10 protein-coding genes are annotated in these 14,087 nt (G+C 31.6%); 9 read left to right on the top strand and 1 reads right to left on the bottom strand.

Translation table 11 applies throughout. From position 1 onward, the window contains the following. Nucleotides 1–16: 16 nt before the first annotated feature. Entirely contained in the window at nt 17–1,246 is a 1,230-nt protein-coding gene (locus KPL51_RS13115) for an alanyl-tRNA editing protein (RefSeq protein WP_216162207.1), read from the bottom strand. 258 nt (nt 1,247–1,504) lie between these two features. Between KPL51_RS13115 and KPL51_RS13110 the strand changes: the two genes are divergently transcribed. From KPL51_RS13110 to KPL51_RS13070, 9 genes are all read left to right on the top strand, one after another. Further along, nucleotides 1,505–2,722 carry an NAD(P)/FAD-dependent oxidoreductase gene (locus tag KPL51_RS13110; protein WP_216162203.1) on the top strand — a complete coding sequence of 406 codons (1,218 nt, stop codon included), beginning with the start codon at nt 1,505–1,507 and terminating at the stop codon, nt 2,720–2,722. 207 nt (nt 2,723–2,929) lie between these two features. Next, nucleotides 2,930–3,346, top strand: coding sequence for a MaoC family dehydratase (locus KPL51_RS13105; RefSeq protein ID WP_216162200.1), 417 nt, complete (start codon nt 2,930–2,932; stop codon nt 3,344–3,346). 297 nt (nt 3,347–3,643) lie between these two features. Next, complete coding sequence (locus KPL51_RS13100) at nt 3,644–5,332, top strand: sigma-54 interaction domain-containing protein (RefSeq protein ID WP_216162197.1); 1,689 nt, start codon at nt 3,644–3,646, stop codon at nt 5,330–5,332. 435 nt (nt 5,333–5,767) lie between these two features. After that, on the top strand, nt 5,768–7,324 hold the full coding sequence (locus KPL51_RS13095) for an acyl CoA:acetate/3-ketoacid CoA transferase (protein WP_216162194.1): 1,557 nt from the start codon (nt 5,768–5,770) through the stop codon (nt 7,322–7,324). 64 nt (nt 7,325–7,388) lie between these two features. Then, nucleotides 7,389–8,765 (top strand): GntP family permease, encoded by a 1,377-nt coding sequence (locus KPL51_RS13090; protein WP_216162191.1) that lies wholly within the window; start codon nt 7,389–7,391, stop codon nt 8,763–8,765. 223 nt (nt 8,766–8,988) lie between these two features. Continuing rightward, on the top strand, nt 8,989–9,417 hold the full coding sequence (locus tag KPL51_RS13085; protein WP_216162188.1) for a bis(5'-nucleosyl)-tetraphosphatase: 429 nt from the start codon (nt 8,989–8,991) through the stop codon (nt 9,415–9,417). Between the two features lie 123 nt (nt 9,418–9,540). Beyond that, complete coding sequence (locus KPL51_RS13080) at nt 9,541–11,463, top strand: PrkA family serine protein kinase (protein ID WP_216162185.1); 1,923 nt, start codon at nt 9,541–9,543, stop codon at nt 11,461–11,463. A 4-nt stretch (nt 11,464–11,467) separates the two neighbouring features. Further along, nucleotides 11,468–12,643 (top strand): sporulation protein YhbH, encoded by a 1,176-nt coding sequence (yhbH, locus tag KPL51_RS13075; RefSeq protein WP_216162182.1) that lies wholly within the window; start codon nt 11,468–11,470, stop codon nt 12,641–12,643. Nucleotides 12,644–12,650: 7 nt separating this feature from the next. Further along, nucleotides 12,651–14,018, top strand: coding sequence for a SpoVR family protein (locus tag KPL51_RS13070; RefSeq protein WP_216162360.1), 1,368 nt, complete (start codon nt 12,651–12,653; stop codon nt 14,016–14,018). The last annotated feature ends 69 nt before the right edge of the window (nt 14,019–14,087 follow it).

Genomic DNA, 14,087 nt, shown 5'->3' with positions numbered 1-14,087 from the left:
ACTGTATTTTGACTTGTTATTTATTTTTTAAAACTTTAGAAATGGAAATTATATGATCTTTAACCTTGTTGTAAGCATAATCTATTGAGGAATCTAAATTATTATTATTCTTTCCTCCACCTTGGGCAGACAGGGCACTTCCACCACCTTTTCCATCTATAAGGGTTATTGCATCTTTAAGAAGAGAATTCATGCTAAGCATATTTAAACCCTTTGAGCACATGAATAGAAGATTAGCCTTATCAACAGATTTCACTCCAAATAAAACTATAACCTTTGGTGAGGATACTAATTTTGTTGCTAAGATATTAGTGTATTTTAAATCACCATTATCATATATGTATTTTAACACTCTAATATCTTCTATTTTTGTAGCTGTGGATAGCATATTTTGAACTTCGTACTCCGCAACGGCTGCCTTTAATGTCCTCTTTTCAGTTAGGGCTTTATTAAGCTCACCAGAAAGGCGGTCTACCTCGGATAAAAGGGTAGTACTATTGCAGGATAAAAGTTTAGACATTTTATCTATGGATTCATGTTTTGAAATATAATCAGAAACTGCCCTTGAACCACATAAAAATTCGATTCTTATGCCAGTTTTATATTTTTCGAATTTTATTATCTTAATTAATTGTACCTCAATAGTAGAACTTGGATGCAATCCACAGCAAGGGTTTATATCAATATCACCTATCTTAACTATTCTAACTTTTTCACCAACTTTTACTGGGATTTTTCTTTGTGTTAACTTTTTTAATTCAGAATTGCTTGGGTAAAGTGTTTCTACCTTAATATTGTCTAAAACTATTTTGTTAGCATTCCTTTCAGCAATTTTAATTTTATCATTGTCAATAATTTTATGGAGATCAATAGTTGTAGAATCTTTTCCAAGGTGAAAACCAATGGTATTTGCATTAGTTAAATCAGCAATGCAAGCAGAAAGTATATGTTGACCTAGGTGTTGCTGCATATAGTCGTATCTAAGGTCAAAGTTTATGCTACATTTAACCCTGTGAATTTTCAGAGGTTTTACTGCCACTACATGATATGTTTTTTCACCTTTTTCATATACATATGTTACGCAAGCTCCATTTATAAAGCCAGTATCACAGGGCTGACCACCACCTTCAGGGTAAAAACAAGTTTTATCCAGCTCAATATGATACTCTTTTTCACTTTCAAATACATCTATGATTTCAGCTGTAAATTCTTTTTCATATGGATTTTCATAATATAATTTTTCCAAAGTTAAGCATCTCCTTTTACTAACTATACAAAATGAGTTCATAATATATAATAAGCACATTCTATATTGTATCATAAAAATATTATGGAACAGAAATATATTTTTGATGAGATATTATTGCTTTAAAAGGTATTGTAGGTATACATGAGTATTAATTGTGAAACACTATGGTTAATTCTATAAAGGAAGAATAGTTTAAAATTATATTAACAAAAAATTAGCATAGTTAATTAATAAGAATTAGGAAGTTGGGATAAAATGAGTTTGCAATATGTTCAAGGTAAACCAATGTTTACAAACACAGATAAAGTACCTAAGCAGTATAATTATTTAACAAAAAATATAGAAACAGATGTGATAATAGTAGGTGGGGGAGTTACGGGGAGTATTTTAGGATACTACTTTTCTAAACATAATATAAATACTGTGATTTTAGAAAAAAATAGGATAGCTCATTGTAGCACAGCTGTTACCACATCCTTACTTCAATATGAACTAGATGATAAACTTAATAATTTAATTGAAGCTACAACTATGAAAGATGCTATAAGATCATATAGGTTGGGTATTGAAGCATTAAGTGAGATAGATAACTTTATAAAGGAGTATGAAAATAGTTGTGATTACAGTGTTAAAGACACCTTGTTATACACTTCTAAAAAAATAGAAATAAAAGAAATATATGAAGAATATAGGCTGAGAAGTGAAAATGGATTTGATGTAGCTTTTATAGATGAAGAAAACAATCCCTTTAGTTTTGATGTAAAAGCAGGCGTTTATTGTAATAATGGTGGAGCACAATTTGATCCCTATAAATATACTCACCAGTTATTAGGAGTAGCTTGTGAAAATGGCCTTAGAGTTTATGAAAACACAGAAGTTTTAAAAGTGAATTATGATAACAATGGGGTGATGGTAGAAACTTCCTATGGCTACAGTGTACGTGGTAAGATAATTATAGTAGCTACTGGATATAATACAGAATTATTTACTAAAAGAAATTTTGGCACTAAAACTACTACCTTTAATATAGCCACAAAACCAATTAATAATTTTTCAGGGTGGCATAATAGAGTACTTATTAGAGATAACGGTGATCCTTATAATTATTTGAGAACTACCGGAGATAACAGAATAATAATGGGTGGGGAAGATATAAATTTTGTCCCAGATATATTTAATGAAAAAGCTGCAATGGAAAAATACAATATTTTGGAGCAAAGATTGAAATCCATGTTTAAAGATATTCCAGATATAGAAGTAGAATATAAATATTGTGGCGCCTTTGCATCAACTAAAGATAATTTGGGGTTTTTAGGACCAGATCCAGATAATAGTAAGTTGTGGTATTGCTTAGGCTATGGAGCTAACGGTATATTGTTTGCTATACTAGGCGGAAAGATGCTAAGCAATTTATATTTAGGTATACCTAATGAAGATTTGAAATTATTTAAAATAGACAGATTCTATAATTGAAATGCACAAGCTCATTTTTATAGTGAGCTTGTTTTTTTATTGTGTGAACTGTTGTGCAATAATGTGAGAGGTAATTATGAGGACAGTTAATAAATATATATAAATAAAAGTATATTTAACTTTAAATTGCTTTGAATGGCATAAAAATTGCTATGAAAAATAGTAAAAGATTTTATTATTATTCAAAATAATAAGGAGGAAATATAAATGAAAGGTTTAACTATTAAAGAAATAAATTTGGGCGACAAAGAGTCTTTTGAAAAAACTATAAGTGAATCCGATGTATATCTTTATGCAGGCATAACTGGTGATTTAAATCCAGCTCATATAAATCAAAGAGAGGCAGAAACCACAATGTTTAAAGGAAGAATAGCTCATGGCATGTTAACAGCAGGATTTATATCCGCAGTACTAGGCATGAAATTGCCAGGACCAGGCACTATTTATCTAGGTCAAGAGCTTAAATTTACAGCGCCAGTTAGATTTGGAGATACAATAAAGGCTGAAGTTGAAGTTATAGAAATGTTCGACGCAAAAAACATTATAAAATTAAATACAATATGCACTAATCAAGATGGTGTTGTGGTTCTTAAAGGAATTGCAACTGTTATGCCTCCAAAATAGAATTAAAGTGAACATATCAGGAGAAATTCGTCACATTACGGAAATGAAAGAAACAAAAATATTAAATCTAAAGGATAATAATTTAAATAAACATATAAAAGACTTTGTAATAGTGCAAGGTCTTTTATATGTTTATTTAAATTAAAAACAGCAATTAACTTAATATATAAAGTTTACAAAAGTTTATATGTGTATTAATATATGTATATAGAATATATTTGTAAACATTTACATAAATGTAATATAACTAGTAATATTGATATATTAATTAGAAAAGAATACTTTAGGAGGTTTATGATGAATTTTGTTAAAAGTAACGTAAACAATTTTGTAGAAGCTATTGAGCAACCAATAATGGCTTTAGACATAGATTGTAATATTTTTTCTATTAATAAATTGGCCCAAGAGTTCTTCGAAAAAACATTTGAAGAATATGATTTGGAAAAAATCAGAGATGTATTTCTTCAAAGTGAACTTCCTCAAATAATAAAAACTTGTAAGACTACAAAAGAAATTGATTTACAGCTTCTGGGGAAAAAAATAAATTTAAAGATTTCACCAATACAAATTGATGTAAGTGTAAAGGGAGCACTAATTATATTTTCTCGCTTAAAAGAGGATGATTTAGATAAAATACATCTGGAAATTTTGGACACAATGTTAAACACAGTAAATGAATGGGTTGTGGTTGTAAATGAAAAAGGAATAATAACAATGATGAGTAAAGCATATAAAGAGTTTATAAACATGGAAGATGTTGAAGGAAAGCATGTTACTGAAGTTATTGAGAATACAAGGATGCATATAGTTGTACAAACTGGTATTCCAGAGATAGGCGAAATACAAGAAATTCGTGGCAATAGAATGGTAGCTATGAGGATTCCTATAATTAAAGAAGGAAAAGTTGTAGGCGCAGTAGGTAAGGTTATGTTTAAAGACATGAGTAATTTTCATTCTATAAGCAAAAAATTGGTCAATCTTGAAAGAGAAATTGAATACTATAAAAATGAACTTGGAAAAGAAAGGAGAGCAAAGTATTCATTTGAAGATATTATAGGTAGCTCACAGGAAATTCATAAAGTAAAAACAATGGCTGCAAGAGTAGCTAAAACAGATTCAAATGTTTTAATATATGGCGAGAGTGGTACAGGAAAGGAGCTCTTTGCCCATGCTATTCATAGTGCAAGTAAAAGAGCCGCTGCGCCCTTTATAAAAGTTAATTGTGCAGCAATACCTGCTCAATTACTAGAATCCGAATTGTTTGGATATGAGGAGGGTGCTTTTACTGGAGCTAAAAAAGGTGGTAAAAAAGGCAAATTTGAACTAGCAAACAATGGGACTATATTGCTGGATGAGATAGGCTATATGCCTATGGACATGCAGGTAAAGCTTTTAAGAGTTATTCAAGAAAAGGAAATTGAAAGAGTAGGAGGGAATGTGGTTAAAAACATTGATTTTAGAATAATAGCTTCTACTAATAAAAACTTAGAAGAAAGCATAAAACATTTAGAATTTAGAGAGGATCTATTCTATAGACTTGACGTAATGAAGATAACAATTCCTCCTCTAAGGGAAAGAAGAGAAGACATAATTGATCTGTCTAATTTTCTAATGAAAAAGGTTGCCAGTAAGCTAGGGATCTATGCAGAAGGAATTTCTAAAGATGCAATGAATTATTTGCACAATTACAATTGGCCTGGCAATATAAGAGAACTCGAGAATGTAATTGAAAGGGCTCTAAATTTAATGGACTCAGAATTATCTATAACTACTGAGCAATTGCCAGATAGAATATCTAAAAACGAGAAAAAATATTTTGATAGAGGAACTAGTGATTTAAAGGAAATTATTGAGGTAGTTGAAAAAGAAATTATCGCAGAAAAATTAAAAATCAATAGTGGAAATAAAAATAAGACAGCCAAGCAATTAGGAATTAGCAGGGTAGGATTATATAAAAAGATAGAAAAATACAATTTAGATAGTTAAATATTTTATCACTTAAATTTTTTTTAGTTAACTTTGGGGTGAGTAATAAGATACTTATAATTTTTAAAGCTATGTATAGCAAATTAAAAGTTATAAGTATCTTTTTGTTATAAATAAAGTACAAATTTTTATGAAATCTATTTAGGAATATAATTTAAAGCATTTGTATAGAAAATGTATATGTAAAAATAATGTACATGCCATAAAATTTGTAATAGGAGCACTTTATGGAAAAATAATGGAAAGTGTATATATAATGAACATTTAGAATTGTTAGATTTGAGAAATACGAGAAATTTTAATAAGATTGAGTAGCATTTTCCTCTTTTATTAACATTTAATAAAAAAATTGTATGTTGGCATGTAATTTGCTAATAACTATTATAAGGATATTGAATTCATTCAGCAGTAAAATTTTTATTAGGAGGGTAGAACATGAGTTCAAAGATTAAAACACCAAAAGAAGCTATAGCAATGATAAAAGACAAGGATACAGTAGCTTTCGGAGGATTTATAGGAAATGGTCACCCAGAAGAGATATCTAGAGCGTTAGAGGACAATTTTATTGAGACAAGAAAACCTGAAGGATTAACTTTAGTATATGCAGCTGGCCAAGGAGATGGAAAAACCAAGGGCTTAAATCATCTAGGTCATGAAGGCTTAGTTTCAAAAATAATTGGGGGTCATTGGGGACTTGCGCCAAAACTTGCAAAACTAGCTCTTGAAAATAAAATTGAGGCCTATAATCTTCCTCAAGGAGTAATATCTCACCTCTATAGAGATATTGCAGCAGGCAAACCTGGAACCATAACTCATGTTGGTTTAAAAACTTTTGTAGATCCAAGAATCGACGGAGGCAAGTTAAACGATTTCACTGTGAAAGATATAGTTAAAGTTATTGAAATTGACAATAAAGAATACTTGTTTTATAAGGCATTTCCTATAAATGTGGCAATTATTAGAGCTACTTATGCAGACGAGAGTGGAAATGCAACTATGGAAAAAGAAGCGGTAACATTGGATGGGCTGTCAATGGCACAAGCAGCTAAAAACTCTGGAGGGATTGTAATACTTCAGGTTGAAAAGGTTGTAGCAAATGGGTCTCTTGATCCAAGAAAGGTTAAGATTCCAGGAATACTTGTGGATGCTATTGTAATAGGAAAACCAGAAAATCATATGCAAACTTTTATTGAACAGTATAACCCATCCTATAATGGAGAAATAAGAATGACAGTGAATAATATCGAAAGTTCAGAACTAGACGAAAGAAAAATAATATCTAGAAGAGCAGCCATGGAACTTACTGCCAATGCTATTACTAACCTTGGAATAGGAATGCCTGAGGGAATATCAATAGTAGCAAATGAAGAAGGCCTTGGACATGAAATGAAACTTACTTTGGAATCAGGTCCTATAGGTGGAATTCCAGCAGGTGGGTTAAGTTTTGGGGCTGCAATAAATCCTGAAAGCATAATAGATCAAAGTAACCAATTCGATTTTTATGATGGAGGAGGCCTTGATGTAGCATTTTTGGGACTTGCTCAATGTGATGAAAATGGAAATATAAATGTAAGTAAATTTGGGCCTAAGATTGCAGGCTGTGGTGGGTTTATAAATATTACCCAAAATTCTAAAAAAGTTGTTTTCTGTGGCACATTTACAGCAGGTGGCTTAGATGTTGAGATTAAAAATGGAAGATTAAATATTTTACAGGAAGGTAAATCTAATAAATTTATTAAAACTGTTGAGCAAATCACCTTTAGTGGAGAATATGCTATAGATGTAGCTCAACCGGTACTATATATTACTGAAAGAGCTGTTTTTAAGCTCAGTGATAAAGGCATAGTTCTTATTGAAATTGCACCAGGAATTGATCTTGAAAAAGACATTATAGCACATATGGGTTTCAAACCAATAATTTCAGAAAACTTAACTTTTATGGATGAAAGAATTTTTGGAGAGAAAAAGATGGAATTGAAATTTATATCTTAGTTTTTCTAGTTATCGTGTTTTATAAATCAATATAAAATAAATCAAATAAAGGGGAGGAAATATTATGTTAGGGGTTATAGGTATTATTATTTCTTTAGGACTTTTAATGTACTTGGCCTACAGAGGGATTTCTGTTCTTATTTTAGCACCAGTCTTAGCACTACTAGCTCTTTTATTCCAGGGCGGACAAACACATCTTTTAGCTACCTATACTGAAGTTTTTATGGTGAATTTTGCAGCATATGCTAAGCAATATTTCCCGATATTCATATTAGGTGCAATATTTGGTAAGGTAATGGATGATTCAGGGGCGGCTAAAGCCATAGCCCATGCCATTAGTAAAAAACTTGGAAAAAGTAAAGCAATATTATCAGTAGTTTTATCTTGTGCAATACTTACCTATGGTGGAGTTTCATTATTCGTAGTTGCCTTTGCTGTATATCCTATTGCAGCAGCATTATTTAGAGAGGCGGATATTCCTAAAAGACTTATACCTGGTTCTATAGCACTAGGTGCTTTTACATTTACGATGACTGCACTCCCAGGAACACCACAAATACAAAATGCTATTCCAATGCCTTTCTTTGGAACGACTGCATATGCAGCACCAGTAATAGGTATTATTGGAGGATCAATAATGTTTGGTCTTGGTATGCTATGGCTTCAAAGAAGAGCAAAGCAAGCTTTAGCTGCAGGTGAAGGATATGGTAATCATCCAGACGAATTAATTAAGGAATTTGATTTATCTAAATTACCTAAGTTTTACTTAGCGATAACTCCAATAATTATAGTATTAGTTGGTAATTATCTTTTAGGCAGATTTGTGTTTGCTACAATGGATGGAGCATTTTTAAAAGATTTCGGAACTACTCTAGCAAAAGTACAAGGTATATGGAGTTTAATTGCCTCCTTAGTTATTGCTATAGTGGCTAGTGTAATTATATTCTGGAAAAACTTTGAAAATATTACTACTACAGTTAATAAAGGTGCTATTGGATCCTTACTTGCAATTGCAAATACAGCATCAGAAGTTGGTTATGGAAATGTTATTAAAACCCTAGCAGCATTCTCTATAATTCAAGCAGGTATACTTGCAATACCAGGAACACCACTTATTTCATTAGCAGCATCTACTACTATTCTTGCAGGAATAACAGGATCAGCATCTGGTGGTTTGAGTATTGCACTAGGGTCGCTTGGTGAAATTTACATGGCAAAAGCTCAAGCTTTGGGAATTAGTCCACAAGTATTTCATAGAATAGCTGCCATGGCTTGTGGAGGACTTGATTCACTTCCACATAATGGAGCAGTAATAACATTACTAGGTATAACAGGTATGACTCATAAGCAATCTTATATAGATATAGGAATGTGTACAGTTGTAATTCCACTTATAGCTACAGCCGTGTCTATTGTATTTGCAGCTATGGGAGTCGTATAAAGAGTTAAGAATTTCAGGTGATGATTTAACCCAGTATAAATATAAACTTTATACTGGGTTATTATATTTAAGTTTGAAATATATGGTATAATTTGATTAAAGTTTTCGACCTAACTCATGGCTTCTACCATGAGTTAGGTCATCTAACATACGTTAATATATATTTATAAGAGTTTGGATTTAATGGCAGGAGTAGATTTTATTTAAAATTGGGGGGTCTATTATGAATTTTGAAAAATCTTGTGGCGCTGTAATTTACAGAAGTATAGATGAAAACATAGAGTTTTTAATAGTTAGTCATAGAAACGATGGACATTGGGGTTTTCCTAAGGGGCATGTTGAAAAAAATGAAAGTGAAGAACAAACAGCTAGAAGAGAGGTATTTGAAGAGACCGGGCTTAGGGTTAATCTAATTCATGGATTTAGGGTGCCTGTAGAATATTTAATAAAGCAAGAGACAATGAAGGAAGTTGTATATTTTTTAGCGCAGGTGCAAGATGAGACTGTTAATATTGAAGTAGATGAAATAGTTGATTACAAATGGTCCAGCTTTCAAAATACGAAACAAATAATATCTTATGAAAGCAGCAAGGTAGTTTTGGAAAGTGCTTTGCAAATTATTACTAAAATGCACAAAAGCCCAATGAAATAAATTAATATTTCATTGGGCTTTTTTATTTTTATTTATCTTTTTTATTTTCATTATTAATCATGTTGAAGGGTTGTCCTCGCATATAGTTAATAATAAAAATAATTATATCTTAGGAGGTAGCAAATGGAATTTAAGAAGATGATAAAGAATGATAGAGAAGCTAAAATTAAAAACAAATTTGAAGGAAGCTTTTTGGAGTATTTAGATATAATTAAAACAAATCCTGATAAGGCTAAACTGTCTCATAAGAGGATGTATGACACAATAATAAAGGATGGCTTTGAAATTCTAAAGCCTGAAGAAAACCCAAGAACAAGAAAAATATATGGTAATGATGTTATAAAGAGGTATGAATTTTTTAAAGAAGACTTTTTTGGAATTGATAAAGTACTCATGAAAATTGTAAGTTACTTTTATTCTGCATCTATGAAGGGAGAAGAATCTAGGCAAGTATTGTATTTAGCTGGTCCTGTAGGAGCTGGTAAGTCATCACTAGTGGAGGCGTTGAAGAAAGCTTTTGAAAATACAGAGCCAGTATATGTTTTAAAAGGATGCCCTATGAATGAAGAACCATTGCATTTAGTACCTAAACATCTCAGAAAAGATTTTGAAAAAATGTTAGGTGTAGAAATTGAAGGGGATCTTTGCCCTGAGTGCAAGTATAGGTTACTTCATGAATTTAATGGAGAATATGAAAATTTCCCTGTTACAACCACTTCATTTTCAATAAGATCAAGAAAAGGTATAGGGGTCGTGCCACCAGTAGACCCTAATAATCAAGATACTTCAATTTTAACAGGCTCCGTTGATATATCTAAAATGGATATGTACTCAGAGGATGATCCAAGAGTCTTTTCTCTTAATGGAGCATTTAATGTTGGAAATCGTGGCCTAGTAGAATTTATAGAAGTATTTAAAAATGATGTTGAATATCTTCATACCATAATAACGGCAACTCAAGAGAAATCAATACCTTCACCAGGAAAGGGTTCTATGATTTACTTTGATGGTATAATTATTGCCCACTCTAATGAAGCGGAATGGAATAGATTTAAGTCAGATCATACAAATGAAGCTATTTTAGACAGAATTGTAAAGGTGGAAGTTCCTTATTGTCTTGAGCTAAATGAGGAAGTTAAGATTTACGAAAAAATACTTAAAAAGAGTAACTTTAAGCCTCATATAGCACCTCATACCATTGAAACTGCATCAATGTTTGCATTGCTTTCAAGATTCAAACCTTCAAATAAGGTAGACCCTATAACAAAGCTTAAGATTTATAATGGTGAAGAAATAGTAGAAAAGGGAACTACCAAGAAAATGGATATTAGTGAACTTAGGGAAGAAGCAGGTCTTGATGAAGGAATGCATGGGATTTCCACAAGGTTTATTGTAAAGGCTATTGATAATGCTATTTCAAATTCAGATTTTGATTGCATAAATCCACTTAGCATTATGGAAAGTATAATTAAATCCGTTAGGGAAATGGACGTTGCAGAGGATGAAAAGAAAAAGTATATGGGCTTTGTTCAGGATAGTATTAGAAAAGAATATAACAAAATATTGGAAAAGGAAGTAACTAAGGCTTTTATACACAGCTACAAAGAGCAAGCAGAGAGTTTATTTAATAACTATATTGATAATGCAGAAGCCTTTGTAAACAAGGCAAAATTAAAGGATAAAGCTACTGGTGAGGAGCTGATTGCAGATGAATCATTTATGCGATCAATAGAAGAGCAAATTGGAATATCTGAGAGTTCTTCAAAGGGGTTCAGAAGTGATGTTACATCTTATATGTTTTATGTGGTTAGAAATGGTGGAAAAATCAAATATGAGTCTTATGAGCCTTTAAAAGAAGCAATTGAAAAGAAACTAACAAGCTCCGTTAAAGAACTTTCAAGAATTATAACTAGATCTAGAGTTCGCGATAAGGACCAAGATGAAAAATATAGTGTAATGGTGGAACAAATGAAGGCAAATGGATATTGCGATCACTGTTGTGACGTAGTACTTAAATATGCGGCTAATAATTTATGGAAGGACTAATCCTATGGCAATTTTTAGAGATTATAACGTAACACCCATAGATCATGATAGGGCTGTGGAGGATAGGAGACGGCATCGTCAGCTTGTTGAAAAATCTATTAAAGAAAACTTAGGAGATATATTGTCAGAAGAAAGTATCATTGGTCAGAGTGTGGATAAAAAAATCAAGATACCAATAAGAGGACTTAAGGAATATGAATTTATTTTTGGTAAAAATAAAAGCGGTGTGGGAAGTGGCGATGGAACAGAAAAAGTAGGTCAAGTAATAGGAAAAGAAAAAGCAAAAGGGGAAGGCAAGGGTGGTGCAGGTGATGATGAAGGAGAGGATATTTATGAAACTGAGATAACACTCGAAGATGCACTCAATTACCTGCTAGAAGATTTAGAACTTCCTGATATGGATAAGAAAAAATTCTCAGAGGTTTTAACAGAAAATGGTATTAAAAGAGCAGGATATCAAAAACATGGGATTAACCCACGTCTTGCTAAAAAAAGAACGGTAGCTGAGAAAATTAAAAGACAACAGGCTAAAAGAAGAGCTTTAATGGAAGTAGCAGAAGGAGGGGAAGAAATTACAAGATTGCCCTTCAAAAATGAGGATTTGAGATATCATAAAGTAAAGAAAGTATTAAAGAGAGAATCAAACGCAGTAATTTTATGTGTAATGGATGTATCAGGGTCAATGGATACCACAAAAAAATATTTGGCTCGTTCCTTCTTCTTTGTGCTATCTCAATTTCTTAAATCAAAGTATTCAAATGTAGAGGTTGGTTTTGTTGCACATACAACAGTGGCCAAAGAGGTAAATGAAATTGATTTTTTCCATAAAGTTGAATCAGGAGGTACCTATATATCTAGTGGACTTAATAAAGCTTTAGAAATAATTGAAAAAAGATATAACCCTGAGTATTGGAATGTATATGTTTTCTACGTTAGTGATGGGGATAATTGGAAAGAAGATAATGAAAAAGCCATAGAAGCTGCAAAAAATATTTGCAAGGTAAGTAATTTATTTGGTTATGCTGAGCTTTTGAATAGCTACTATTCTTCTTCTTCTTCTATGAAAAATGTATTTGAAAAGGGAGTAACTAATAAAAATTTTATCTCTGTAGACATAAAGGAAAAACAGGATTTATGGAAAGGTCTTAAATACATGCTAAAAAAAGATGGAGAGAGGTGACATGGATTTGGATTATTCCTTAAAGGACTTAGAAGATTGGAATGAAAAAATAGAGAAAATAGTAAAAAAGATAGGACTTGATTTCTATCCCCAAGAATTTGAAATAATAGGGTATAAGGATATGCTCGGTTATGAATCTTATATTGGAATGCCATCTAGGTATCCCCACTGGAGCTTTGGAAAGTCTTATGAAAAAAATAGTACTGTGTATAAATATAATTTAACTGGACTACCTTATGAGATGGTTATAAATTCAGATCCGTGTATTGCGTATTTAATGAAGGAAAACACACTTTTATTGCAAATACTTACTATAGCCCATGTTTACGGTCATAATGATTTCTTTAAAAACAACAGACTTTTTGTGGATGGAACTAGAGCATCATCTACCGTGGAGATGTTTAAATTTCATGCAGATATGGTAAGAAGTTATATAAATGATCCAAGTATAGGTTATGAGAAGGTAGAGAGAATATTAGATGCAGCTCATGCCATAAAGCTTCAGACCTCTAGGGTTATTGGAGAAAAGAGAATACAAGCGGAGGTCCTAAAACAAAGACTTTTAGAAGATTATAAAAACAGTAATGAGGTTCATAGTAACTTGGATGCATATGTGAAACTAGCATTTCCTGATTTAAACAAAATACCTTTGCAGCCAGAGGATGATATTCTATACTTTATAATAAAATATGGAGATATGGAGGAATGGGAAAAAAGTTTACTAGAATTTGTAAGGAAAGAAACTGCTTATTTTCTGCCCCAAATTGAAACAAAAATAATGAATGAAGGCTGGGCTAGCTTTTGGCATTATAATATATTAAAAGAGCTTAAGTTGCCAGATGAGCTTTATTTAGAATTCATTAAAAGGCATAATGATGTTATAGCACCTGGGTATGGTTCTATAAATCCATATTTTATAGGCTTCAAGATATTTGAAGATATTTTGAAAAGATACGGCATGGCTAAAATATTTGAGGTTAGGGCCATTGAACGGGATGAATCCTTTTTAAGAAAGTATCTAACCGAAGAACTGTGCGCAGAACTTAATTTATTTGAATATGCTGCAAGGGATGGAAATTATGTAATTAGTGAAGTGGCTGATGATAGTGGCTTTAAAAATATTAGAAACACTTTAGCTAGTTCTTGCGGCATAGGAACTGTACCACTTATTCGGGTAACTGAAATGTCCAAAAAGGACAAAACCTTAAACTTAGAGCATGTTTTTGATGGAAGAGAACTAAATATTACTTATGCAGAAGCAACATTAAAGTATATATATGAGTTGTGGGGCCATACTGTAACTTTAAAAACAACACAACTTGGAAAAGAAGTTAGACTAGAATGTGAAAATAAAAAAATATCCGTAAAAAGATAATAAAACTATCTCAATTTATAGTGAAATGAAAATCACAATATAGATTGAGATATTTTATTGTAAATTTTT

Source organism: Clostridium bowmanii (assembly GCF_018861315.1).
GTDB lineage: Bacteria > Bacillota > Clostridia > Clostridiales > Clostridiaceae > Clostridium_AD > Clostridium_AD bowmanii.
Note: the sequence above shows the minus strand (reverse complement) of the source record. Positions and strands in the feature narration are given on the sequence as shown.

Coding starts and splice junctions, on each gene's coding strand:
- KPL51_RS13110 (WP_216162203.1), top strand. CDS start 1,505: ATGAGTTTGCAATATGTTCAAGGTAAACCAATGTTTACAAACACAGAT.
- KPL51_RS13105 (WP_216162200.1), top strand. CDS start 2,930: ATGAAAGGTTTAACTATTAAAGAAATAAATTTGGGCGACAAAGAGTCT.
- KPL51_RS13100 (WP_216162197.1), top strand. CDS start 3,644: ATGAATTTTGTTAAAAGTAACGTAAACAATTTTGTAGAAGCTATTGAG.
- KPL51_RS13095 (WP_216162194.1), top strand. CDS start 5,768: ATGAGTTCAAAGATTAAAACACCAAAAGAAGCTATAGCAATGATAAAA.
- KPL51_RS13090 (WP_216162191.1), top strand. CDS start 7,389: ATGTTAGGGGTTATAGGTATTATTATTTCTTTAGGACTTTTAATGTAC.
- KPL51_RS13085 (WP_216162188.1), top strand. CDS start 8,989: ATGAATTTTGAAAAATCTTGTGGCGCTGTAATTTACAGAAGTATAGAT.
- KPL51_RS13080 (WP_216162185.1), top strand. CDS start 9,541: ATGGAATTTAAGAAGATGATAAAGAATGATAGAGAAGCTAAAATTAAA.
- yhbH (WP_216162182.1), top strand. CDS start 11,468: ATGGCAATTTTTAGAGATTATAACGTAACACCCATAGATCATGATAGG.